Raw genomic sequence first — 23615 nt, 5'->3', positions numbered from 1 at the left:
GCCGACGGCGATGACCGCGGTCAGGAAGTCGGCGTTGTTCCGGCTGAACACCCCGACCCGTTCCCCGGGTGCCACCCCCTCGACGACCAGGGACCGGGCGAGCGCGGTCGTGCGCGCGGCGAGCTCGGCCAAGGTCAGTCGCTCGGCCGAGCTGGGGAAGGTCACCGCGACGCCGGGGCCCGTCGCGGCCGCCTCGTCGAGCGCGCCGGGCAGCGTCGTGCCTCGCATCAGATGCTCTCCCGTTCTGGGCAGGTGACCGGTGCGGTGGGCCGGGACGCGGCCGCGCGAGGGCGGGAAACGGCTGGCGGCCGGGAATCACTCCCGGTCCGTCACATCGGCGGCGACGGAGCTTTTCGAGCGGCCTTCCGGCCGGCTCGATGCCGCCTCCGCCAGCCTGACAATCCGATGCCGAGGGGTCAACGAATGAGCCGGCTCTCCTATCGATCCATCGCCCAGGGCAATAAGCCCGCAGAATCGACCCACGGGTTCTCATCACAAGGAAATCCAAGGATCATCCTGTCGCGGTTAACCGAGTATTCCGACGACCGGTCCCACCGTGTCGACAGACGTTCGGCCGTTGTTTGCCGCCTGGCCGGCACGGCGCGGACGCGACCCGGCGACACCGGTCCATCGATACGGATATCGTGCCCGGAGATTCGACCCGTCCGAATCGGACGCGGCGCGTCGAACCATTTCCTGGTGACGGCCGGCGGACTCGACAGGTTCGGCGGAACCCGGCCGGCTCGACCGAACCGACCCAGAGAGGTGCAGCCGTGGAGCACAACGGCATCAGCGCACAGACCGAGACCGCCGACCACATCGAGGCGGCCAAGCGCATCGAGGCGGCCAAGCGCATCGACGATCTGCGCGTGCTGCTGGAACACGGCCTCGCGGAGGGGGTCGGGGTGGGGCACTCGCTGGGTGTGCGGATGCGGACCCTCGAGGTGGGGCGAACGGTCTGGACGCTGCTGCCGTCACCGGCCGCGGCCAACGCGATGTTCACGGTGCACGGCGGCGTCATCGCGACACTGATGGACACGGCGATGGGCAGCGCCGTGTACACGACCCTGCCGGCCGGGATGTTTTACACGACATTGGAGCTGAAGGTTAATTTCGTCCGGTCGGTGAATCTCGACGCGGCGTCGCTGGAATGCATCGGTCGGACGGTCCACGTGGGGCGCCGGACGGCGACGGCCGAGGCCCAGGTCACGAACGCCGACGGCAAGCTCGTCGCGCACGGAAGCTGCACCTGCCTGCTGACCCCCACGGGCTGAGGTCGCCATGGGCTGAGGTCGCCACGGGCCGTGGATCCGCCCGCACCCGCGGCGGTGGGTCAGGCGGCCGAGGACCCGGCCGCAGTGCGGATCATTCCCTTGGTGCGCATGAGAACCTCGCCGAGATACCCGTCGTGGGGAATTCCCGGACGCAGCCAGGTGGTGGGATTGTCGCCGAGATACAGGTTGGTGATCGACGGTTCGTCGAGCAGCGCGTCGATCAGTTCGGCGCGGATGGTCATCGCGGTGAGGACAAGCGAGTCGCGCAGCGGGGCGATCCCGTCCGCCGGCTGCCACGGCCCGACCCAGACGCAGGGGAAGGGCAGTTCCACCCCCAGCTGCGGGGCGCGGCTCGAGTCGACCAGGTGCACGGCCGGCCGTAGCACCGCACCGCCGGAGGGCAGCTCGTCGACGATGGTGTCGCCGCCGAGCAGCGGCCGGGCGTCGCCGGCGACCTTGTGCAGGTACTGGTCGACCTCGACCACCGACGCGGTCGGCGCCACGGTGAGGATCGCGTCGGGATGGTCGGCCGGCAGGCTCGGGATCCGCCCCAGCCGCTCGGCGAGCGCGCGGGCCAGCGGCTCCGGGTCGCCCTCGACGAGCACCGCGCTCGCGCAGGTGCAGGCCGTCCCGCCGAGGTGACTGATCGAATCGACGATGATGTCGATCTTCTCCCGCCAGTCGACGTCCGCCGTGACGAGGATCTTCGAGCGTCCCGGGCCCTGGGTGAGCACGGTGGGGATGGCGCCGTACTTGTCGACGACGTCCTGACCGCCGTACACGATCGTGTAGTCGGCCTCGGCGATGATGACGTCGGCGACGTCGTGGTCGGTGGGCAGCAGCGTCAGGGTCGCCGGCGGGAAGCCGGCCTGGCGCAGGGCCTCGACGAGCCGGAACGCGGTGTACGGCTCGCGGGCGGAGGGGCGCACCAGCACCTTGTAGCCCAGCGCGAGCGCCTCCGGCCACAGCCCGTGGACCGCCGGGGTGTTGCCCGCCGCGTGCACCGCGAACACCTCGCCGCGCCGCGTCCACACCGCCGAGCCGTCGCGGGTCCGCGCGTCCCGCCAGTCCCCCACGGCGCCCCGCGGCATCGCCAGCTCCACCGTGTGACGCTGCGAGCGCAGCACGTCCGCGATCCAGTCGGCGGACTGGCGGACCACGGCGTTCGGCACCCCCGACGCGGTCGAGACCAGCTCGGTGTACTCGTCCCAGCCGAGGCCGCCGAGTGAGGCGGTTGCGAACAGCTCGGCCGCCCGGTCGAGGGCGTCGAGGCGCTGCGCGCCGGGCACCACTGGGGCGGCACGCATCGCCGCGACGGTGCGGCGCACGTAGAGCGACGGCACCTGGCTGATCTCGCCGATCGGGGCCCCGGACAGCGAGGTCAGCGGCCGTCGGTTGCGGCTGCGGTAGGGACCGGTGGGCCCGAGCGCGTCGATGTGAAGGAACTCGCCCATCAGTAAACCCCTTCGATGACGGCGTGATCGTCGAACGTGGCGACCGGTCCGACGTCGGCCACCGAGCACCCGAACCAGCCGGGGGGCGGCTCGACCGCGAGGGCGTGGTCGCGTTCGAGGTTGTTCGGGATCAGGGCGTACTTCGTCAGGTGGTTCATCACGACCTGCCCGCGGTCACCGAAGGCCACGTCATCGCCGGTGGTGGGATCGACGACGCGGAACGCGATGTACGGGCTCGGCGGGTCGAAGACCGCGAGGCCGCTGTCGGCCTCCTGCGCGCGTTCCCGCGACATCCCGAGGATGGTGGTGCTGCCGTACAGGCCCTTGAGGGGGATGCCGGGGAAGACCTCCGCCTGGAAGATCTCGCGGGAGTCGGCGTCCATGTGGGCGCCGCTCCAGCAGATGAACCGGACGTTCTTGCGGATCAGCTCGACGAGGTCGTCGCGCCGCGCCATCCGCTCCAGCAGCGGGGGCGTGGTGATGAGGATGCCGACCGCCTGGGTGGCCAGGATGTGCGCCGCCTGGTCGATGATGTGCTCGGCGTAGAGGTCCGCCGCACCGGGGCCGTCCCGCTCGATCAGCCGCCTGATCCACCGAGGGTCGAGATCGACGGTGAACCGCACGCCGTCGTGGCGCCGGGCGCGGCGAGCGGCGAACTCCCCGAACATGTGCGGGCCGCTGGGGGCGACCGCCAGCACGTTCGCCGGTCCGAGATCGGCGTAGTGGATCTCGTCCCAGCCGAGCGCGAACTCCATCCAGCGGTCGAACATGACGAACCGTTTCGGCGCCCCGGTCGTGCCGCCGCTTTCGTAGACGCCGGCGATCACCCGGTCCTCGCCGGCGAGCCCGCGCGGGATGAGGTCCTCGACGGGCACGTCCCGGAACTCGTCGACGACGTTCGGGAACAGGCGTAGGTCGGCGAAGGTGCGGACGTCGGCGATCGGGTCGAAGTCGAGGCTGCGCGCCCGGCGCAGCCAGAACGGGCTGCCGGTCGATGCGGTGAAGTGCCAGTGGATCAGGGCTGCGACGTACTCGTCGGGGTCCACGGCGGGGTCGCCGACCCGGGGAAGATCGAGAACGGGGGAACTCATGCGCTGCCTCCGCGGGCGCGTCGGATACCTCGGCTCGGATACCTCGGCGGGGTCATCGTCGCCGACCCCGGCGGCCGCAGGGCCGGCCGGCACCCGTGCCGATCGGGCCATAGGAAGTTCCGCGCGCAGCCGACACGGCGCCGTGCCGCGGGGCACGCAGCGCCGGGCGCCGGGCACCAGGCGCCCGTACGTCCACAGCACCGAGCGGACGTAGAATGGGCCGCGCACATCTATGGCCGACGGCATCTGGGGTTCTACGGATGCCCGCACCTTTGCTCGCGGGAATAACAAAACCGCACATCGGCTCGGCCCGGAGGCCGACGGGCGACGGGCGACGAAGTATGTTGACGAGATAGGCGCACAATGGTTTGATTTGCCATGTGTATCGTTCGGCCACACCGGTAACCCGAAGTCACATCGACTTCCTCCGGGTGTGTTCCGCCGCGTGTACCAACGGCTGATCGGGCCGCATTCCCGGCGGGTTCTCGGCCCTGCGTCGCAGCCCAGAGCGGACGTCCGCCCGGTCACGCCGGCAGACGGCTTCTCGACAGCGCGATTGCACACACCGCCCGCCGCCGGCTTTCCCGCCGTCGGCCACGGCTCCGCCACACACGCGCGTCCGCATCGTCGGCGCGGACGCGAAAAAACAGGTCCGGGCCGCCGGTAAGGGCGACGACGACGGCAGCCGCGCCGAACCGGAACATCCGACGCTCCGGGCACAGAGCATCGGAGCGTCGAGAAGGAGTGACACAGCGCATGAGTACCGCTGCCACGGCCATCGCCGGGATGACCGCATCGGAACCCCACGGCACCGTCCGGACGGCGGAGCACAGTCGGATCATGACCTTGCTCGATGCCAGGGGCGAGGGGCACACCTCGCTCGTCGAGCTGGCCGGCGACCCCGGCTACGGAAAGACCCGGCTACTGACGGCGGTGGCGGGCCAGGCCCGCCACCGCGGCGTCGACGTGCTGCGGGCACGCTGCACCGAGACCGGCACCGGCGAGGCCTTCCATCCCTTCATCGAGGCGTTCACCTCCTGGCGGCCGTCGGGGACCACGCTGCTGGCGCCGGCCACCGCCTTCATTCGTGCCCTCGCGGCCGCCGCCGGCATGCTCAACGACACCTCGACCGCACGCTGCCGGCTGTTCGCCGAGCTTCGGTCGCTGTACGGCGACTGTCTGGCGGCCGCGCCCGGCGGTCTGCTGCTGCTGTTCGACGACTTCCATCTCGCCGACCGCGCCTCGGTCGACCTGCTGGAGGTCATGGCACGCTGGCCGCTGAAGGATGCCCTGCCGGTCGTGGTCGCGCACCGCCCACGCCAGGTACCCGCCTGGATGCACGTCACCATCCAGGCGGGCGTCGAACTCGGTGCGGTGGAGCAGATCCGGCTCGCGGCCCTCACCCTGCAGCAGAGCGCCGACCTGCTCGGCCTGCCAAGCCGCGCCCCGGAACTCGCCGACCTGCACGAACGCGGCGCTGGCAACCCCCTGTATCTGACGGCTCTGGCGGAGCGGGGGGCGGGTGGTGACGGCGGCTGGGCGGCCGGCGTCGGCGCCGACCCCGCGGATGGACCGTCCGATCACTGGGCGCGCACCACCCTCGGCGTCCGCCTGCTGGCCGAGACCGCGCCGCTCGGGGCACGCCAGCGCCGGGCCGCGTGGGCGGCCGCCGTGCTCGGCGACACCTTCACGGTCGACTCCGTCGCCGCCGTCGCGCAGCTCGACCGGGACGACGCCTGCCATGCGCTTCGCGAGCTGCGCGCGCGTGACCTCGTCCGCGTGACGCCAGCCGGCGCTCTGGCCTTCCGCCATCCGCTGGTGGGCCGCTGTCTGCACGGGCAGACGGATCCCTGCTGGCAGGTCGGCGCGCACCGCCGCGCGCTCGACTACCTGCGGACGGTCATCGCCGCGCCGACGCTGCCGGCCCAGCCCGGCGAGCGGTCCGGCCCGCGCGGCCCGGCCGGCGGACGGGTCGATCTGACTGCGCGCGAACAGGAGGTCTCCCGGCTCGCCGCGCAGGGGCTGCGCACCCGGGACATCGCCGGCCGGCTGCGGGTGAGCCCCCGCACCGTCGACACCCACCTCGCGCACATCTACGACAAGCTCGGGGTGAGTTCCCGGGTCGAGCTGGCCCGGCTGCTGTCCGTCACCCCTTGACCGGCCGGCACCCCTCGACCGGCCGGCGCGTCAGCTCGCGGTGGGCAGATCGAGCAGCCGGTCGCAGGTGAGGATCGCGTTGTGCAGCCGGCGCAGCGACCGGCAGGGCTCCAGCCCCAGCTCGGCCCGTAGCACCTGCTGCGCACCGCGGTAGACGGCCAGCGCCTCGGCCTGGCGACCCGAACGGTAGAGGACGAGCATGAGCTGGGAGTAGAACGACTCCCGCAGCGGGTGCTGGACCGTGAGCGTACCGAGCAGGCTGATCACCTCTCGGTACCGGCCGAGCGCGGTCCGGGCCTCGACGAACAGTTCCAGGGCGGCGAGGCGTTCCTCCTCGGCCCACGCCGCGAAGGCGGTGAGCACCGGCCCCTCCACCGCGGTCTCCGCCAACACCGGCCCGCGCACCAGCGACAGCGCGCGCTCGGCCGCACTCAGCGCAGCCTCGTAACGCCCGGCCGCCTGGTAGGCGTGCCCGTCGCGCATGGCGTCCTGGAATTCGGTGACATCGAAGCTGGCGCCGTCCAGTCGCAGCAGATATCCCGAGGGCTTGGTGACAATGGCCTCTGCAGGGTCGGCCTCTGCGGGGTCGGCCTCTGCGGCGGCCAGAAACTTGCGCAGCCGGGAGATGTAGACGTGGATGGCAGAGGCGGCTCGGCGGGGCGGCCGATCCCCCCACAGCTCTAGGACCAGGCTGTCCTTGGTCGTCACCCGGCCGGCACCGACGAGCAGCGCGGCAAGGGTCGTCTCCATTTTCGGGGCGCTCAACTGGTGGCTCTCCCGGCCGTTCGAGACGCGCAGGGGCCCGAGCAGTTCGTAACGCATAGACACCTCGTGCAGGCAGGAAACGGCTCTGGAGGACGGGAGTGCCCACTGTCTCCTGAGCAGGGCCGGTACACATCGGTGAAACTGCGTAGGTAGCCCGCCCGCAAGGACGCCGCGTTACGAGGCCGGGGTGGGCGGCGCAGCGGTTTCGTCCCCGCCGGGCGGGGCGCCGAAGGCCAGCAGGAAGGTGTCGACCCCGGCCCGCACCACCTCGTCCACCTCGGCCGGTGCCAGCGGGCGGGTGCCCAGCGTGCTGCGCACGGGCAGCTCTTCGTAGACGAGGGCGATGAACTGGTTGGCCGCGCGCACCGGATCGGCGATGCGCAGGTGGCCGGCGTTGGCCAGCCGGGCGAGCCGGCCGGCGAGCGCCTCGATGAACTGGTCCGCCCCGCTGGCGCGCACGACGTCGTAGAGGTCGGGAAAACGCAGCGCCTCGGCGTAGAGCAGACGACGCACCGCCTCGGAGCGCTCGTCGCAGTAGCAGTCGACGAGCCGGGCGGCGACGTCTTCCAGGCCGCCCCGAAGGCCGCCGGCCTCCTTGGGAAAGCTCTCGAGCACTTCGAGCGCCTTCGCGTTGGAGCGCTTCGCCGTCGTCGTCATGACGTACCGGAACAGGTTCTCCTTCGAGCCGAGATGGTTGTAGATCGTCGGCTTCGCCACGCCGGCCTCGGCGGCGATCAGGTCGAGGCTCGCCTCCGCGTAACCGTTGCGGGCGAAGACGCGCAGCGCCGCCTCCACGATCGCGCGGCGCTTGTCCAACCGGCCCCGCTCCGTCGGAGCTCCGGCCGCGTTCGCGGTCTCGCCCACTTCCATGCCGCCATGCTACCGTCGCACCCATCAATCTGAACCGGTTGGTTCAGTCATCCTTCGGTTCTGTTACAAGGAAGTTGTCATAGCAGGAACGAACGCGACGCAGGATGCTCTGGTGGCCGTTCGCGGGCGGCCTCGTCGTGTTCGCCCTGGGCCTGCTGCTGCCCCACCCGCCGCCGCCCCACCCGCCGCCGCGTCACCTCGAAGGGTCCCCATGACGAGCTCCACCATCGTTCCCCTGTCCGTCCTCGACGTCGTCCCCGTCTTCGAGGGGGGCAGCGCGACCACGGCGCTGCACGAGACCGTCGCGATCGCCCCCCGCGTGGAGGAACTCGGCTACCACCGGTACTGGGTCGCCGAGCATCACGGCACGCCGAGCCTGGCCACCTCGACGCCGGCCGTCCTCGCCGGGCGCATCGCCGCCGCGACCAGCAGGCTGCGGGTCGGTTCCGGCGGGGTGCTGCTGCCCAACCACGCCCCGCTGGTCGTCGCCGAACAGTTCGGCACGCTGCAGGCGTTGTTCGGCGATCGCATCGACCTCGGGCTGGGCCGGGCGCCGGGCACCGATCCGCTCACCGCCCGTGCGCTGCGCCGCCCGCCCGGCGGCGGCGGCGGCGAGGACACCTTCGCCGACCAGATCACCGAGCTCACCGGGTACTTCGCCCCCACCGACCCCGGCAACCCGGTCATCGCGGTGCCCGCCGCCGACAGCCGGCCGCAGGTCTGGGTGCTCGGCTCCAGCCTCGCCAGCGCCGGCCTCGCCGCCGCGCTCGGCCTGCCCTACGCCTTTGCCCACCATGTCAATCCGCAGGCCAGCGTGGCGGCGCTGCGTCGCTACCGGGCAGCGTTCACGCCCTCGGCCCAGCTCGCCAGCCCGCGCTCGCTGCTGAGCGTTCTGGCCACCGTCGGCGACACCGACGCCGACGCCCGGCAGGCCGCAGCCCCCTACCTGCTGGGGAAGGTCTGGATGCGCACCATCGGCCTGTTCGACGCGTTCCCCTCCGAGGTGACCACGAACGCGTACTCCTACAGCCGCGCCGAGGTGGCCTTCCTCGACGACCTCGCCGCCCCCCAGCTCATCGGCGGCGTGAACACGGTGCGCCGCGATCTGGCCGCCCTGGTGGAGGCCACCGGCGCGGACGAGCTGATGGCGCTGACCATCGTGCCCGACCAGGCCGACCGCGTGCGGTCCTTCGAGCTGCTGGCGCAGGCGGCCTCGGCCCCGAGTCCAGCCGCGCGACCTGGCGTTTCAGCGCAAATTTAGCGCCCCGCCCAAGGGTCGGGACGTCCAGCGTCCACACCGTGTACGGAGTATCTGCATGCCATCGCGCCACACCGCACGAAGCGCAGGACTGCTCGCAGCCCTCGCCGCCACCCTGTTCACGGCGGCCTGTGGATCGGGCGGTGGCGGCGGCGACGCGGCCGACGTCCAACCGCGCAACGGCGGCAGCATCACCTACGCGTCCCAGAAGGAGCCGGACTGCTGGGACCCGCACGCCAGCGCCCAGGACGTCACCGCGTTCACCCAGCGGCCGATCTTCGACTCCCTCGTCTACCAGAAGCCCGACGGCTCGCTGGAGCCCTGGCTCGCCTCCTCGTGGAAGATCAGCGAGGACGGGCTGACGTACACCCTCGAGCTCCGCAGGGACGTCACCTTCCACGACGGCGCGAAGTTCGACGCGGCGGCGGTGAAGGCCAACTTCGACCACATCGTCGCCAAGGACACCGAGTCGCAGTTCGCCGCCGGTCTGCTCGGCCCGTACACGGGCGCGAAGGTCACCGGGCCGTACGAGATCCAGGTGTCGTTCAGCCGTCCGTACTCGCCGTTCCTGCAGGTGGCGAGCACCACGTTCCTCGGCATCGCCTCGCCGGCGTCGCTGCGCGTCGGCGAGGACAAGCTCTGCTCGGGCACCGCGTCGGTCGGCTCCGGGCCGTTCCGCAACGGCCGGTACACCCGCGGGCAGCAGCGCGTCTACACCCGTAACGCCGACTACGACTGGGCGCCGAAGGGCGCCGCGCAGAGCGGACCGGCCCGGCTGGACTCGGTCACCGTCCGGTTCATCACCGAGGACGCCACCCGGGTCGGCGCACTGAACTCGGGCCAGATCGACGGCGCCGCCGCCCTCCCCCCGAACGCGATCGCCGGCGTGCGCGCCAACCCGCGGCTGACGGCGATCAGCAAGCAGACGCCCGGCGCGGTCTACGCCTACTACCTCAACACCACCGGCGGGGTGTTCACCGACATCAGGGTGCGCAGGGCGTTCCAGCGCGGCCTCGACATCGGCACCATCGTGAAGTCGGTGTACCAGGGCACCACCGACCGGGCGTGGAGCGTGCTGTCCCCCACCACCCCGTACAGCTACGATGCCTCGCTGGAGAACAGCTGGCCGTACGACCCGGCGCTGGCCGCCAAGCTGCTCGACGAGGCCGGCTGGACCGGGCGCGACGCCGCGGGTTACCGCACCAGGGACGGCAGGCGGCTGAGCATCGTCTCGCCGGTCTACGGCAGGCCCACCCTGTTCTCCCAGGCCGCCCAGGCCGAGCTGAAGAAGATCGGCTTCTACCTCGACCTGCACGCCTCCACCGACGCCACCGAGGTCTCCGGCCTGCTCGACGACGGTAAGTACGACGTCGTCGAGACGAGCTGGGCGCGGCCCGACGGCGACATCCTCAGCTCGTTCTTCCTGTCCACCGAGACCTCCAAGGGCGGCGGGCACAACTTCGCCCACGTCGCCGATCCGCAGGTCGACACGTGGCTGAAGGCGGCCCAGGCCGCGCAGTCGCCCCAGGAGCGCGCGAAGCAGTACGCCCAGGTCCAGAAGTGGGTGATCGACAATGCCGCGGTGGTCCCGACGTTCGTGTCGACGGCGACCGTCGGGGTCAACAGGAAAGTGCACGGCCTGCGGCTGAGCATCGCCACCTGGCCGGAGTTCTACGGCGCCTGGGTGCAGGCCGACTGATGCGTGCGGCCATCCGCCCCGTCGTGGCCCGCCTGCTGGGCGCCGTTGTGGTCGTCTGGGGCGCTGTGACCTGCTCCTTCGGAGCGCTCCAGCTCATTCCCGGTGATCCGGTGAATGCGATCGTCGGCACGAACGCGCTGGTCGGCCCGGAGCAGCGCGAGCTGCTGCGGGAGCGCTACCACTTCGACCAGCCGTTGTTCATCCAGTACGCCGACCACCTCGGGCGGCTGGCCACCGGCCGGCTCGGCGACTCCTACCAGCTCCAGCAGTCGGTCTGGACGGTGATCACCAACCAGCTGTGGCCCACCGTCGAACTCGCACTGTGGGCGAGCCTGCTCGCCGTCGTGCTCTCGGTCGCCGTGACGGTGCTGACCTCCGGGCGCTCCCGCTGGCCGCGGCGGATCAGTTCGCTGGTGGAGCTGCTGGTGGTTTCCACCCCGGCGTTCTGGCTGGGCATCCTGCTGCTGACCGTGTTCTCGTTCCACCTCGGCTGGTTGCCGGTGTCGGACACCGGCGACCCGCGTTCGCTGGTGCTGCCGGTGGTGACGCTGGGGCTGCCGATCGCGGCGATCCTCACCCAGGTGCTGCGCGAGGGGCTGCTCACCGCGCTGGACGCGCCCTTCGTCCTGACCGCCCGCGCCCGCGGCCTCGCCGAACACTCGGTCCGCTCCCGGCACGCGCTGCGGCACTCGACCCTGCCCGCACTGACCCTCACGGGCTGGTTCGTCGGCACGCTGCTCGGCGGCGCCGTGATCGTGGAGAACGTCTTCGCCCGGCCCGGCGTCGGGCGCGTCGCCCTGCAGGCCGTGTCCGACCGGGACTTCCCGGTCGTGCAGGGGGTGGTCGCGCTGTCCGCGGTGGTGTTCGTCGTCGTGGCCGCCGTGGTGGACGGGCTGTACGCGGTCGTCGACCCCCGGCTGCGCCGGCGGACCGGGATGGTGGCGGCGTGAGCCTGGCGCGGCGACTGCCGCGGCCCGGTCTGCTGATAGCCGCGGTCGTCGCAATCCTGATGCTGGTCGCGGCCATCCATCCGGCGCTGTTCGCCGGCGGCGGCCCGGCCGAGGGTGACCTGCACGCGACGCTGCAGGGGCCGAGTGGGCGGCACTGGTTCGGCACCGACCAGCTCGGCCGGGACGTGTTCACCCGGGCCGTGCACGGCACCCGCTACTCGCTGTCGATCGGCGCCGCCGCCACCGGCATCGGGGTCGTGATCGCCAGCGGGTGGGGGCTGGCCGCGGCGCTGAGCGGCCGAGTCGGCGACACGCTGCTGATGCGCGCCGCCGACATCCTGCTGGCGCTGCCCGCCGTGCTGCTGGCACTGATGGTCGTGCTGATCACCGGCAAGGGGGTCTTCGGCGTGACCCTCGCCGTCGCGGTCGGCACCGCGCCCGGCTTCGCCCGCGTGATCCGCGGCCAGGCCCTGGTCGTGCGCCGCTCGGGCTACGTCAACGCCGCCGTCGGGCTGGGCGTGCGCCGGCCGCTGATCATCGTGCGGCACGTGCTTCCCAACACCCTGGCCCCCCTGCTGGTGCTTGCCACCGTCACCCTCGGCACGTCCATCTCGACCGGAGCGGCGCTGAGCTACCTCGGGCTCGGTGCCCAACCACCGACCCCGGAGTGGGGGGCGATGCTCACCGAGGGCCAGGGTTACCTGGGCCAGGCCTGGTGGATCGCCCTGTTCCCCGGCCTGCTGCTGGTCGCGATGGTCCTCACCGTCACCGTGCTCGGCCGCGACGCGCAGGCCCGCTCGGACGGGAGGACGTCGTGACGGCGACCGCCGAACCCGGCGGGGCCACCCGCGCGGACACCCGCGACAGCGACGAACCGCGGCCCGCGTCCGCGGTGGTGCTGGAGGTCGCGGGCCTCGACGTCCGGTTCGGCTCGGGCCCCGGGCAGGTGCACGCCGTGCGCGACGTCTCCCTGACTCTCACGGCCGGGCGCTGCGTCGCGCTCGTCGGTGAATCCGGATCGGGCAAGAGCACCCTGGGCCGCGCGCTGCTGGGACTCGCGGGCCCGAACGCCACCGTGACCGCGCGACGGCTGCACATCCATGGCGCCGACGCCCTCGCCTTCGGCCCACGGGACTGGCGGACGGTGCGGGGCCGGCGCCTCGGCCTGGTCTCCCAGGACGCACTCGTCGCCCTCGACCCGCTGCGCCCGATCGGCCGGGAGATCGCCGAACCGATGGTGGCGCATCGTCTGGTCGCCCGCCGCGACACCGGCTCCGCCGTGCGGGCCCTGCTGGAACGGGTCGGCGTCCCCGATCCCGAGCAGCGCGCCCGCAGCTACCCCCACCAGCTCTCCGGCGGGCTGCGCCAACGGGCGCTGATCGCCTCGGCGCTGGCCGCTCAGCCGGACGTCCTGATCACCGACGAGCCGACGACCGCGCTCGACGCCTCGGTGCAGGCCCGCATCCTCGCGCTGCTCGGGCAGCTCAAGGCGGACGGCACCGGACTGCTGCTGATCAGCCACGATCTGGCGGTGGTCGAGGCGCTGGCCGACGAGGTCGCGGTGATGCACGAGGGCAGCGTCGTCGAGGCCGGGCCGGTGGCCGAGGTGCTCACCCACCCCCACCATCCCTACACCGTCGCGCTGCTCGACGCGGTCCCCGGACGCCGGCCTCGGGCATCCGCCGGTGGGCCGCCAGGGGCGCCCAGGGCCGCCGGGGGCGGCGCGGATGCGGACGGCGACCCGCTGCTGGTGGTCACGGGCGCCGTCAAACACTTCCCCGTCGCCCGGGGCGCCCGGCGCACAGCCGTCGACGACGTCTCGTTCACCCTGCGCGCCGGGGAGACGCTGGGGCTGGTCGGCGAGTCCGGGTCGGGCAAGTCGACCCTCGCCGGCCTCGTGCTCGGCCTGCTCGCCCCGGACAGCGGTGAGGTGCGCCTGGCCGGGCGGCCGTGGAGCCGGCGTCCCGAACGCGAACGCCGCGCCGAGCGGCACACGCTGCAACTCGTGCCGCAGGATCCACTCAGCGCCTTCGACCCGCGCTGGACGGTGGCACGCATCCTCGGTGAGGCCCTCGCCGCCGTCGACGTGCCACGCCCGGACCGGCGAACCGACGCACTGCCCCTGCTCGAACAGGTCGGGCTGACCGACGCCCACCTGGACCGGCGACCGTCGGCGCTGTCCGGTGGCCAGCGCCAGCGGGTGGCGATCGCCCGCGCGCTCGCCACCCGGCCGCGGCTGCTGGTGTGCGACGAGCCGGTGTCCGCGCTCGACGTCTCCACCCAGGCGCAGATCCTGGCGCTGCTACGGGAGCTGGCCGGCTCGCTGGGACTCGCCGTGCTGTTCATCTCCCACGACCTGGCGGTGATCCGGGAGATCTGCGCCCGGGTGCTGGTGATGAAGGACGGCCGGATCGTCGAGACCGGCCCGGTGGAACGGGTCTTCACCGATCCGCACCACCCCTATACCCGGGAACTGCTCTCGGCCGTGCCCGGAGAAATCGGGCGGGCCGCCCGGGCGGGCACGGTCCCGTCCCGACCTGCAGAGGAGAGAACTGAGATGACTGAGATGACGGAGAAGAACTGAGATGCCGGTCGAGGGAAGCCTCATCGATGCCCTGACCACCCATCGCGTGCCCGTCCGCCCGCTGGGTGAACTGCCCCGCTGGCCCGAGGTCTCGGCCACGGAGCTGCGGGTGCCCGGGCCACCGGGCGCGCCGCCGGTGCTGGTACGCGTCTACCGACCCGAGGGCGCCAGCAGGCCGCTGCCGGCCGTGCTGTGGCTGCACGGCGGCGCGTTCGTGCTCGGCAACATCGATGCCGTACACGGACAGGCCGCCGAAGCCGCTCTGTACGCGGAGGCGACGGTGATCGCCGTCGGCTACCGGCTGGCTCCGGAGCATCCTTATCCGGCTGCGTTGGAGGACTGTCTCGCCGTGCTGCACTGGGCCGCGGACCATGCCGACGAGATCGGGGCCGATCCGAGCCGGCTCGCGGTGGCGGGCACCAGCGCAGGGGGCTGCCTCGCCGCCGGCCTGGCCCTGCTGGTCCGCGACCGGGGTGGCCCGCCGCTGTGCCTGCAGCAGCTGATCACCCCCGCGCTGGACGACCGGCTGGCGACTCCGTCGATGGTCGCCTCCGACCACCGCACACCGATCTGGAACCGCACACTGGGCGAGGAGAGTTGGCGGCTCTACCTGGGCGAGGGGTCCGGGCCGACGCCGGTGTACGCGGCACCGGCCCGCGCCGAGGACCTGCGCGGCCTGCCCCGCACCTACCTGTCCGCCGCGGGGCGCGACCCGCTGCGCGACGAGGCCCTGGAGTTCGGGCTGCGGCTGGCGCAGGCCGGCGTGCCGGTGGAGCTACACCACTTCCCGGACGCCCTACACGGCTTCGCCGGTCCCGCCACGGAGCTGGACGGCGAACGGATCGCGACCGAGCACCTGGCAACGCTGCGCGCCGCGCTCCACCACCGGGACGCCGTCTGACGGGAGCCCCGGGTCGGCGGGGCGAACGAGGACCGATGGAACGTGAGCTGCGCGTTCGTGAGCGCCTCAGGGCTTGCGGGCGAGACCGCCGTATCCGCTGACCTGGGCGTCGGCCACTGCGCCGGACGTCGGGTCGTCCGGGCGCCAGCGCTGGGCGGCCACCACGCCCGGCTCGACGAGCTCCAGCCCGCCGAAGAACCGTTCCACCGCCGCCCGGCCGCGCATGGTCATCGACACGCCCCGCGCCCGGTAGGTCGCGGCCAGCTGTTCGGCGCCGGGATCGAAGTCGGCGGTGGCATGCGAGAGCGCCAGATAGCTGCCCGGGGGCAGCGCGTCGAGCAGCCTGGCGGCGATCCCGTGCGGGTCGGCGGAGTCGGGGATGAAGTGGAAGACCGCGATCAGCGACAGCGCCACCGGCCGGGTCAGGTCGAGGGTCTCCCCCAGCTCCGCCGAGGCCAGGATCGCCGCCGGATCCCGCAGGTCCGCGTCGATGTAAGCAGTCCGGCCCTGCGGGGAACTGGCAAGCAGGGCGCGGGCGTGCGCGAGCACGATCGGTACACCCCCGAGTTGCACATGTCCGCTTCTTTGAGGCCCGTACCGGTGCCGGCCCGTCCGACGGCGAGGTCGCCGCAGCTCAGCCCAGGGGCTCTGGCGTGTGCGGACGGAATGGGTCACGATCGTGTCCATGTCGTCGGTGTTCAAGGCGGGATCGGCCGGGTTCGGGCGGCCTGGGTCGTCCAGTGCGCCTTTCACGGATCGGGTCCGTACGGCAGTGGGTAGGTATGGACCGCTCGTCTTCGGGCTTGACCCGTCGGGTGATCTGTTGACCGGATGGAGTCTGCCGGACACTCCGGATGGTCTGGAGCGTTTCGTCGACATCGTCGTCGATGCCTCGGTGGGGGCGGTGGGCGTCGTGAAGCCCCAGGTCGCTTTCTACGAGCGGCATGGCTGGCGAGGAATTCGTAGCCTGGCCCGCCTCGTCGAGTCGTGCCGTGGCGCGGGTCTGCTGGTTCTCCTCGACGCGAAACGGGGAGATATCGGTTCGACTAGCCAGGCCTACGCCGAGGCCTACCTTGGACCTGACGCGGGGATTCCGGTGGATGCGATCACCATCACCCCGTATCTCGGTTTCGCGGCGATGCAACCGATCCTGGATCGAGCCATGGCCAGCGATGCCGGCGTGTTCGTCGTCACCCGGTCATCCAACGCTGAGGGCCGCGCCCTCCAGAGCGCCCGCCACGCGGACACCGCGACGGTCGAACAGCACCTGGTCGCCGACATCGCCGCCGAGAACAACCGCCTCGCGCCTGGCCGCATCGGCCCGATCGGATCGGTGTTCGGCCCCACGCACGGCCCTCCGACGGGCTTCGGTCTCCGCGCGATGAACGGGTTGTTCCTCGCACCGGGACTCGGCGCCCAGGGCGCCACACCCGCGACCGTCGCGGCGTGCTTCGCCGATTGTCCCGATCGCGTTCTCGCCTCCGCGTCCCGCTCACTGCTCGCCGTCGGGCCGGACCCATCGCATCTGCGACATAGCGCCCAAACCCTCGCAGCGCACCTTCGCGACGCACTCCGCACCTGAAACAGCCACTTTGATCGCAAACCTGTCGTACGCAGGACGACCACAGGAGGGTGCTACGCCTAACCGGCTGGAGGTCGGGCTGTCCGGGGAGCGGAGCGCCCTGATTCTGGTGATCGGGCGAGCTGGGCGCGTGCCCCTACTCGTTCCTCGTGCCCGCTGGCGTGCGACTGGCACAAACTGCCGTTCCCTATGGTGGCCAACATCAGTCTGGAGGCGCTCCAGAAGATCGCTGATGCGGCGGTCGGAGCACAGCCTCAGCTTGCTGCGCCCGCACCGTGAGGCATGTGCAACAAGGGGACGGACTACAGGCCAGCGCGATTTACCAGGAAGATCCTGGTCAGGAGCCTGAAGGCAGTACAAGCACGATCGGTACCACCCCTTGGTTGCACACGTGGGCTTCTTCCGCATCTTTTGGGTTGTTTCTGCCGGTAGACCGGTTGCGGGTGTGTTTGGGTTCGGGTGGTGAGATGCTCATCATGTGGCCGGTGGGGGCGGCGGGACCCAACGCTTCTTCGTGTCGTATGCGGGTGTGGACGTCGGGTGGGCGGAGTGGGTTGCCTGGACGTTGGAGGCCGAGGGGCACGAGGTGCTGATTCAGGCGTGGGACTTCGGTCCGGGGTCGCATTTTGTCGGGGAGATGCACCGGGCGTTGGCCGGCGGACGGTGGCGGTGTTGTCGGCCGCCTATCTGGAGTCCGCGTTCGCGACAGAGGAATGGCAGGCGGTGTGGGCGACCGACCCGGCTGGTACGAGGTATCTGCTGCTGGTCGTGCGGGTGGAGGATTGTGAGCAGCCTGGACTGTTGCGCCAGGTCGTGTCGGTAGACCTGTTCGACGTCAACCGAGAGATCGCCCGGCAACGGCTGTTGAACGCGATCGAGCCACGCCGACGGAAGCCGGACACGGAGCCTGAATTCCCCTCGGCGGGGCAGGGCGCGGTAGCGCCGTCACTCCCGCCGAAGAACCGCGCGATGGCCGTTTCTATGGCACGGTCGGCCTATTTGGAACAGGTGCGCCAGATTGCTCCGCCCCGCTTGGTTGGCCGGGAGGCGGAGCTGGCCCGTTTGGCCGCGTTCTGCACCGCCCCTGACGATGCAACGGCAAGGCCCTATGCGTGGTGGAGGGCGGCAGCCTGGACGGGAAAGTCCGCGTTGATGTCCAGTTTCGCGCTCAATCCGCCACCGGGAGTGCGGGTGGTGTCCTTTTTCATCACCGCCCGCTATTCGGGTAACAGTGACCGGTCTGCGTTCGTCGAGATCATCATCGAACAGCTCGGTGAGTTCCTCGGTAGAGCGGTCCCTCCGTTCCAGGATCAGGGCCGCATGGAACGGCTGTGGTTCCAGTGGTTTGCCGACGCAGCGGCGAAGTGCAAAGCCCGCGGGGAGCGTCTGGTGCTTGTCGTAGACGGCCTCGACGAAGACCGGGGAGTGACCGGTCCTGGAGCGCGCAGCATCGCTGGGCTGTTGCCGGCAAGTCCGCCGGAGGGAGCGCGGGTGGTGGTCGCGGGCCGCCCGGACCCGCCGATCCCTGACGACGTGCCCCCCGGCCATCCATTACGCGACCCAGGGATCACCGAAATATTGGGCCGGTCGGAGCATGCTGCAGCGATCAGGGCGGACATGCAGGCCGATCTTCATCGTCTGCGGACCGGGAGTCCCTTGGAACGGGATTTGCTGGGGCTGATGACTGCTGCTGGCGGAGGTCTTTCCGGGCGGGATCTGGAAGAGTTGTCGTCCGATCCTGGCATCACCGAATGGGACATCGAAAGGCTCCTGTCGACCGTTGCTGGCCGTAGTTTCGCCAGCCGTGCCCCACGGTGGAATCCCACCGACGGCCTGCAGGTGTATCTACTGGGCCACGAGGAACTGCAGCAGGAGGCGGTCCGCGCCTACGGGCCGACTAAACTCGCTGCCTTCCGAGACCGGTTGCATACCTGGGCACAGACGTATCGGCAAAAGAAATGGCCGTCGCATACCCCGGAATATCTGCTGCGCGGCTACTATCGGCTGCTGCTGGCAACCAATGAGCTGACCCGCGCGGTCGACTGTGCCACGGACCAGGCACGCCATGACCGGATGCTCGATCTGACCGGCGGTGACACCGCCGCCTTGGCCGAGATTACCGACGCCCAGAACACCATCCTCGCTGCTTCGCCCCCCGACCTGCCCCTGATGGCCCGCCTCGCCGTACATCGGCAGACCATTACGGACCGCAACAGCAACATGCCCGCCGGCCTACCTGCAGTCTGGGTCAGACTCGGCCACGCCACTCGCGCTGAACAGCTTGCCAGTGCGATTACCGACCCGGAGTGGCAGGCCCGCGCCCTGGCGGACGTGGCACGAGCCCTCGCCCAAGCTGGGCAATTTGCTGACGCTGAGCAGGCCGCCACCGCTGCGGAGCAGGCCGCCCGCACCATCACCCACCCGGAATGGCAGGCCCGCGCCCTGGCGGAGGTAGCGGGAGCCTTCGCCCGGGTCGAAGCGCGCGACCATGCTGAGAAGGTTGCTGCCGCTGCAGTGCAGGCCGCTCGAACCATCACCCACCCGGATATGCAAGCCCGCGCACTGGCAGACGTGGCACGAACCCTTGCCCGGGACGGGGAGCTTGCTGACGCTGAACAGGTCGCCGCCGCCGCCGAACAAATCGCCCGCACCATCACCGACCCGGTCTGGCGGGCCCAAGCGCTGGTGGAGGTAGCGGGAGCCCTCCTCAAGGCCGGGGCGCATGCCGATGCTGAGCAGGTCGCCGCCGCCGCAGAGCAGGCCGCCCGCACCATCACCCACCCGGACACGGAGGCGCACGTGCTGGCAAACGTGGCTCGAACCTTCGCCCAGATCGGGGCTCATGTCCGCGCAGGGCAGATCGCCTCCATCATCTCCGACCCGCACGTGCAGGCCGAGGTACTGGCCGAGCTGGCAAGAACCCTGGCCGAAACGGGGCACCCCACGCTGGCGCACTCCACGCTCGGCGCCGCTTTCGCTGTTGGAGATTGGCGTAGTCTGCCGCTCTCTGCGGTGGTGAATGTCAGTCCGGAGGCGGTGCGTACGATCGCTCATGCGGCTGCCGGGACGTAGGCCTTGAGACCGTCCTTATCAAAGAGGCGGCTCCGTCGCACCGCGGGCGTCAACAGCCGAACCGGTCCGATGCGCCCCGGCCACAAGGGGGACCGCGTCTCTGGATTACAGGGCAGGCCGAGGAACAGCCCCCCGAGCGTCGCCCTGTCCGACAGAGCCGGGTGTCGAACAGTCCTCGACCGCCTCACTGCGCCCGAGCGGTGAGGCGTGTGCATCACGGGGACGGACTACAGACCGGCGCCATTTGCCAGGAAGATGCTGGTCAGAAGCCTCAATGGAGTGCAAGTACGGTCGGTGCCACCCCTTGGTTGCACATGGAAGGCTGTGATCATCGTCCGCCTCGGTCTGCCGGCTGAGCGCCTCCGTTGGCAAGCCGACCCGTACCGCAGGCGCGCCAGCGCCGAGGAACGGGAGCGGCGCGGCAGCACTTCACGCGCTACCACCCGACTACAAGATCGGCCCGGCGCGTCCGGACGCCCACGATCGTCCTTCGTTCGCGGTCACAGCCCTGACCGCGTCCGCTGGAGTTCGCTCTGGTCGGCTGGCGTCCCGGGCTTAGCTGTACGGATGGCTGTACCGCACCGCGATGCTCGGCACCGCACGACCGCACGACCTTGCCCTCACGGGATAACTCCCGCCTCACACGAGACTGGCTTTGAGAGAGGCTCAAGGAAGACGGCTCGCCACCTCGCTGGTCCCGGAGGATGCTCAGTCAAGACAAAACTCGTTTCCCTCGATGTCCTGCATCACGATGCAGGAGTCGTGGCCGTCATACAGCAGTCGCACGCGCACCGCGCCGAGCACGGCCAGTCGTGCGCATTCGGCTTCGAGCGTGGCGAGGCGCTCTTCACCCACGAGCCCGGAGCCGACCCTCACGTCAAGATGCAGCCGATTCTTGACGACCTTTCCTTCGGGAACGCGCTGAAAGAACAGTCGCGGGCCCACGCCCGAGGGATCAATGCAGGCGAACCATGAATCCTGATCCTCAGGAAACCGGGAGCGGTTGAAGTCGTCCCAGGTGGCGAACCCTTTCGGGGGAGGCGACACAACGTACCCCAGCACCTCGCACCAAAAGCGAGCGACGCGCTCAGGTTCTGCGCAGTCAAAGGTGACTTGAAACTGCTTGATCGATGACATAGGCGCACCGTAGCATGGGAGGCGTTTGCTCATCTCCCGCATTTTGACGGGAGTATGGTCCCCGGGAGTCGCTGCTGCGTCGTGCGGTCGCACGGGCCGAGCCATGCGTGTGCAACGCGGGTACGGACCCGTTGTTCGCCCGATTGCCAAAATATGCTGGTGAGAATCCTGAACCTACGCCAACACGATCGGTACCACCCCTGGGTTGCGCATGCCTACTCTTGAGGCTCCCGTGGCGACGCCAGGCCGTTGGACAGCTGACGTCACCGTGGCACAGCCAGTGATTTGCGCGATCTACCGGGAGGGAAGACATTCGGGACATGCATCCGGTGGTCGACGTCGTGCTGGAGCCCGGTCTGCGCTACACGGAGACGATCGAGTCGGGTGCGGGTAACCGGTCCGTGCGCTACTGCCGGCTCGTGGCAGACGAGGACACGCCCGTGGGCGAGCTGGAGGTGCATTCCTTCCGGTGGCGTTTCGGTGCGGTGGCGGTCGACGCCGAGGGTATCGGCGGGGTGGAGGTGCAACCGTCCTTCCGTCGGCGTGGCCACATGGGCCGGCTTCTCCGCCAGACGCTGGAGCGCATGTCACGCCGGGTGACCGTCGCGGCGGTCTCCGACGGTATCCAGGGCGTGTACGAGAAGTTCGGCTTCGCCACGTCCGTTGCCGAGGGCCACCTGGACCTTCGCGTTCGCGACGTCGAACGCGCCGCTGCCGCCGCTGCGCCGGCCACCGCGCGGGTCCGGCCTGGCTCGACCGAGGACCTGCCGGCGATGGTGGACCTTTACAACTCGACGCACGCCCACCGGCCGTGGACCCACGAACGCCCCGCGGACTGGAACCGTCTGGTAACCCGGACGACCTGGCGGCCAGGCTCGGAGATCCTCGTCGCGGAGGCCGAGGGGATGCTCGCGGGATATGCGATCGTGGCGGGCCGGTCGTTCGGCGACGGCTACTTCGGGCTGACTGTCCAGGAGATGGCGGCCAGCGACGCGGACGTCGCCCTCTGTCTGCTCGCCGACGTAGCCGCGATGGCCTGGGAGCTGCGTGTCAGCGAGTTTCGGGTGCGGGAGCCGTCCGACGGCGTCGTGGGGCGGCTCGCGCGGCACCTGGGCTGCGCGTACCAGCAGGAGTTCCCGCCGACCGGCGGGATGATGGCCGCGATCCTGAACCGGCCGGGGCTGCTGGCAGCCCTTGAGTCGGAACTTCGACGCCGGAACCGCGGCGCCGCCGTCGACGTCGCGATGGACGAGCTGGCCCGCGGGGAGCTCATCCCCGACAATGGGCTTCTGGTCCGCCTGCTCCTCGGATACTCCTCGGCCGCTGACGCGTCGACGCTCGCGGCGGTCGTCCCGGAACACCACCGGCGAACATGCTCGGCGTGGTTTCCGGGTGGCGGCACGGCGGCGCTGCCGGTGCCCTACGCGCACGCGTTGGACCGGTACTGAATCACCATCGGCACCGACGCGTTTGGCGAACTACGACGACGGTCGACCCACGGCCGGTGGCCAACAAGCTCGTTGCCAGGCACGGCGACTGGCCATGATCCAGCGATCTCTACAGTAGGCGTCGGGTACAGCTGAGCAACCGACCGTGTATATGAGCAGTACGTGAGCAGCGGTCAGATTTATCCGAGCAGTCGCCGCTCTCGGTGGCGTTCTGTCACATGGTCTCGGGCGTCTACGAGCCACGGGCCGTTCTCGGTGAACAGGCCCTCCGCATCGACCCGGCCCGGCGCAGAGGGCGCTCAGCCTGGCTTTTCCATGTCGACGAACTCCACGGCCCCGTAACCGTCGAACGTCTCGGCATGCCGGCCGGTCTCGGTGAAACCGAGGCGCTGGTACAGGCGGATGGCGCGTTCGTTGAAGGCGGCGACGTAGAGCACGACCCGGCGCTGCCCGTAGAAGGGGCGGGCGAACTCCAACCCGGCCAGCACGAACTGCTCGCCGAGCCCTCGGCCGGTGAGATCGGGCCGCAGGCCGAACCCGTAGAACAGCGCGTCGCCGTGCAACTCGAAGAAGTAGAAACCCATGAGCGCACCGTCGTCGTCGCGCACAGCGAAGAAACACTCGGGGTTCTTCACGGGTAGGCCGTCGTCGTCGTAGAAGTCGTAGGGCGGGTCGTACCGCCAGGCGGTGCGCTCGCCGAACATGGCATCGTCCGCCGGTTCGATCCTCACTGCTTCACCCGTCCCGAACACCGATCCCGTCCCATCCGTTCAACTATCCCCCTGCGCGCTGGGCTGGGGGCACCTCCATCAAAATGCTGGCTTTACCACGTCCGCTGAGCGCGAGGGGCAGACCGTCCAGCGACAACCCTCGTCCTCACCCCATTACACCGCCTCACGCGCCACGCTCACGCAAGCACTGGTAGCAGGCCGACCAGCGCGCCGGCCGTGCGTCCCTACGGCTGGCGGGACGGGCTGTTGCTCCGAGAGTGCGCCGCCTTATCCGAGCAGTCGGGATGCTGACCAGCAGGTTTGCGTGATCGTATTGGGCCGTCTTCGGCTTCTTCGGGGCTGGTTCGGGGACGGCGTCGTCAACAGGGTCTGGCCGCGCGGTGGTCGGCATACTGCACCCGAGCCGTGCGGCGTGTGCAACGCGGGTGCGGACCAAGGGCTGGCCCGACTACCTAATAAAGATGCTGGTGAGACGCCTGAACCTACGCCGGCACGAGCGGTACCACCCCCGGGTTGCACACGACAACTGTCTGCGTCCGCGGTCGGGTCGTGTGGGTGACGTGTCGGGATGCCCTGGCTGGTATGGCGATCGTTGCCCGTGGTGGTGTCCTGCTGTTCGGGTGGGTTCGGGCCGTCGGGGGG

Annotated in this window: 17 protein-coding genes and 2 pseudogenes; 11 read left to right on the top strand and 8 right to left on the bottom strand. The window is 70.5% G+C overall.

Annotation, left to right across the window (positions count from 1 at the left end; translation table 11 throughout):
- Positions 1-228 (bottom strand): AMP-binding protein (locus NBZ83_RS14685; protein ID WP_261575182.1); only part of this gene is annotated, 228 nt, incomplete at its 3' end.
- Positions 229-773: 545 nt separating this feature from the next.
- Here NBZ83_RS14685 and NBZ83_RS14680 point away from each other — a divergent pair.
- On the top strand, positions 774-1274 hold the full coding sequence (locus tag NBZ83_RS14680; protein WP_438803312.1) for a PaaI family thioesterase: 501 nt from the start codon (positions 774-776) through the stop codon (positions 1272-1274).
- 59 nt (positions 1275-1333) lie between these two features.
- Here the strand turns inward: NBZ83_RS14680 and NBZ83_RS14675 are convergent, their stop codons facing one another.
- Both NBZ83_RS14675 and NBZ83_RS14670 read right to left on the bottom strand, forming a co-directional pair.
- The gene (locus NBZ83_RS14675) at positions 1334-2728 is read right to left on the bottom strand and encodes an aldehyde dehydrogenase family protein (RefSeq protein WP_261575181.1); all 1395 of its coding nucleotides are present in this window, start codon (positions 2726-2728) and stop codon (positions 1334-1336) included.
- Positions 2728-3819: an acyl-CoA synthetase family protein gene (locus tag NBZ83_RS14670; RefSeq protein ID WP_261575180.1), complete on the bottom strand. Its 1092-nt coding sequence runs from the start codon at positions 3817-3819 to the stop codon at positions 2728-2730. The genes NBZ83_RS14675 and NBZ83_RS14670 overlap by 1 nt, the downstream gene beginning before the upstream one ends.
- Before the next feature lie 756 nt (positions 3820-4575).
- Here NBZ83_RS14670 and NBZ83_RS33350 point away from each other — a divergent pair.
- Positions 4576-5976, top strand: coding sequence for a helix-turn-helix transcriptional regulator (locus NBZ83_RS33350; RefSeq protein ID WP_308203791.1), 1401 nt, complete (start codon positions 4576-4578; stop codon positions 5974-5976).
- 30 nt (positions 5977-6006) lie between these two features.
- Here the strand turns inward: NBZ83_RS33350 and NBZ83_RS14655 are convergent, their stop codons facing one another.
- Both NBZ83_RS14655 and NBZ83_RS14650 read right to left on the bottom strand, forming a co-directional pair.
- Complete coding sequence (locus NBZ83_RS14655) at positions 6007-6798, bottom strand: AfsR/SARP family transcriptional regulator (protein ID WP_261567427.1); 792 nt, start codon at positions 6796-6798, stop codon at positions 6007-6009.
- 117 nt (positions 6799-6915) lie between these two features.
- The gene (locus NBZ83_RS14650) at positions 6916-7611 is read right to left on the bottom strand and encodes a TetR/AcrR family transcriptional regulator (RefSeq protein WP_261567426.1); all 696 of its coding nucleotides are present in this window, start codon (positions 7609-7611) and stop codon (positions 6916-6918) included.
- A 211-nt stretch (positions 7612-7822) separates the two neighbouring features.
- Here NBZ83_RS14650 and NBZ83_RS14645 point away from each other — a divergent pair, with 211 nt between their 5' ends.
- Genes NBZ83_RS14645 through NBZ83_RS14620 form a run of 6 tightly spaced genes read left to right on the top strand, consistent with a single transcriptional unit; the run spans position 7823 to position 15003 of the window.
- Positions 7823-8872, top strand: coding sequence for an LLM class flavin-dependent oxidoreductase (locus NBZ83_RS14645; RefSeq protein WP_261575179.1), 1050 nt, complete (start codon positions 7823-7825; stop codon positions 8870-8872).
- 55 nt (positions 8873-8927) lie between these two features.
- A complete protein-coding gene (locus tag NBZ83_RS14640) occupies positions 8928-10568 on the top strand; it encodes an ABC transporter substrate-binding protein (RefSeq protein WP_261575178.1) in 1641 nt (546 codons plus the stop codon).
- Positions 10568-11518, top strand: a complete 951-nt coding sequence (locus NBZ83_RS14635; RefSeq protein ID WP_261575177.1) for an ABC transporter permease — start codon at positions 10568-10570, stop codon at positions 11516-11518. Before NBZ83_RS14640 ends, NBZ83_RS14635 begins: the two co-directional genes overlap by 1 nt.
- 59 nt (positions 11519-11577) lie before the next feature.
- Complete coding sequence (locus tag NBZ83_RS14630) at positions 11578-12336, top strand: ABC transporter permease (protein ID WP_264763322.1); 759 nt, start codon at positions 11578-11580, stop codon at positions 12334-12336.
- A complete protein-coding gene (locus NBZ83_RS14625) occupies positions 12333-14102 on the top strand; it encodes a dipeptide ABC transporter ATP-binding protein (protein WP_498041055.1) in 1770 nt (589 codons plus the stop codon). Before NBZ83_RS14630 ends, NBZ83_RS14625 begins: the two co-directional genes overlap by 4 nt.
- Position 14103: 1 nt before the next feature.
- On the top strand, positions 14104-15003 hold the full coding sequence (locus NBZ83_RS14620) for an alpha/beta hydrolase (protein ID WP_261567421.1): 900 nt from the start codon (positions 14104-14106) through the stop codon (positions 15001-15003).
- Between the two features lie 66 nt (positions 15004-15069).
- On the opposite strand, the pseudogene NBZ83_RS14615 reads toward NBZ83_RS14620, so the two are convergent.
- Positions 15070-15558 (bottom strand): annotated as a pseudogene (locus NBZ83_RS14615) (SAM-dependent methyltransferase); the annotation flags it as partial.
- A 130-nt stretch (positions 15559-15688) separates the two neighbouring features.
- Between NBZ83_RS14615 and pyrF the strand changes: the two are divergent.
- Together pyrF and NBZ83_RS14605 are read left to right on the top strand one after the other, a co-directional pair.
- The gene (gene pyrF / locus NBZ83_RS14610) at positions 15689-16585 is read left to right on the top strand and encodes an orotidine-5'-phosphate decarboxylase (protein WP_261569503.1); all 897 of its coding nucleotides are present in this window, start codon (positions 15689-15691) and stop codon (positions 16583-16585) included.
- A 478-nt stretch (positions 16586-17063) separates the two neighbouring features.
- Positions 17064-19657 (top strand): annotated as a pseudogene (locus NBZ83_RS14605) (toll/interleukin-1 receptor domain-containing protein).
- 708 nt (positions 19658-20365) lie between these two features.
- Here the strand turns inward: NBZ83_RS14605 and NBZ83_RS14600 are convergent.
- Entirely contained in the window at positions 20366-20794 is a 429-nt protein-coding gene (locus NBZ83_RS14600; RefSeq protein WP_261575176.1) for a VOC family protein, read from the bottom strand.
- Positions 20795-21114: 320 nt separating this feature from the next.
- Between NBZ83_RS14600 and NBZ83_RS14595 the strand changes: the two genes are divergently transcribed.
- Complete coding sequence (locus NBZ83_RS14595; protein WP_261575175.1) at positions 21115-22242, top strand: GNAT family N-acetyltransferase; 1128 nt, start codon at positions 21115-21117, stop codon at positions 22240-22242.
- A gap of 299 nt (positions 22243-22541) precedes the next feature.
- Here NBZ83_RS14595 and NBZ83_RS14590 read toward each other — a convergent pair whose 3' ends face one another.
- Entirely contained in the window at positions 22542-22973 is a 432-nt protein-coding gene (locus tag NBZ83_RS14590; protein WP_261575174.1) for a GNAT family N-acetyltransferase, read from the bottom strand.
- Positions 22974-23615: the final 642 nt, after the last annotated feature.

This window comes from Frankia gtarii, assembly GCF_025403375.1.
Taxonomy (GTDB): domain Bacteria; phylum Actinomycetota; class Actinomycetes; order Frankiales; family Frankiaceae; genus Frankia; species Frankia gtarii.
This window is presented reverse-complemented; position numbering and strand designations above follow the sequence as displayed.

Bases quoted from the DNA above. Each gene is read 5' to 3' on its own strand.
- NBZ83_RS14635 (WP_261575177.1), top strand. From the start codon at position 10,568: ATGCGTGCGGCCATCCGCCCCGTCGTGGCCCGCCTGCTGGGCGCCGTT.
- NBZ83_RS14645 (WP_261575179.1), top strand. From the start codon at position 7,823: ATGACGAGCTCCACCATCGTTCCCCTGTCCGTCCTCGACGTCGTCCCC.
- NBZ83_RS33350 (WP_308203791.1), top strand. From the start codon at position 4,576: ATGAGTACCGCTGCCACGGCCATCGCCGGGATGACCGCATCGGAACCC.
- pyrF (WP_261569503.1), top strand. From the start codon at position 15,689: ATGTCGTCGGTGTTCAAGGCGGGATCGGCCGGGTTCGGGCGGCCTGGG.
- NBZ83_RS14640 (WP_261575178.1), top strand. From the start codon at position 8,928: ATGCCATCGCGCCACACCGCACGAAGCGCAGGACTGCTCGCAGCCCTC.
- NBZ83_RS14630 (WP_264763322.1), top strand. From the start codon at position 11,578: ATGCTGGTCGCGGCCATCCATCCGGCGCTGTTCGCCGGCGGCGGCCCG.
- NBZ83_RS14670 (WP_261575180.1), bottom strand. From the start codon at position 3,819: ATGAGTTCCCCCGTTCTCGATCTTCCCCGGGTCGGCGACCCCGCCGTG.
- NBZ83_RS14655 (WP_261567427.1), bottom strand. From the start codon at position 6,798: ATGCGTTACGAACTGCTCGGGCCCCTGCGCGTCTCGAACGGCCGGGAG.
- NBZ83_RS14600 (WP_261575176.1), bottom strand. From the start codon at position 20,794: ATGTCATCGATCAAGCAGTTTCAAGTCACCTTTGACTGCGCAGAACCT.
- NBZ83_RS14675 (WP_261575181.1), bottom strand. From the start codon at position 2,728: ATGGGCGAGTTCCTTCACATCGACGCGCTCGGGCCCACCGGTCCCTAC.
- NBZ83_RS14650 (WP_261567426.1), bottom strand. From the start codon at position 7,611: ATGGAAGTGGGCGAGACCGCGAACGCGGCCGGAGCTCCGACGGAGCGG.
- NBZ83_RS14595 (WP_261575175.1), top strand. From the start codon at position 21,115: ATGCATCCGGTGGTCGACGTCGTGCTGGAGCCCGGTCTGCGCTACACG.
- NBZ83_RS14620 (WP_261567421.1), top strand. From the start codon at position 14,104: ATGCCGGTCGAGGGAAGCCTCATCGATGCCCTGACCACCCATCGCGTG.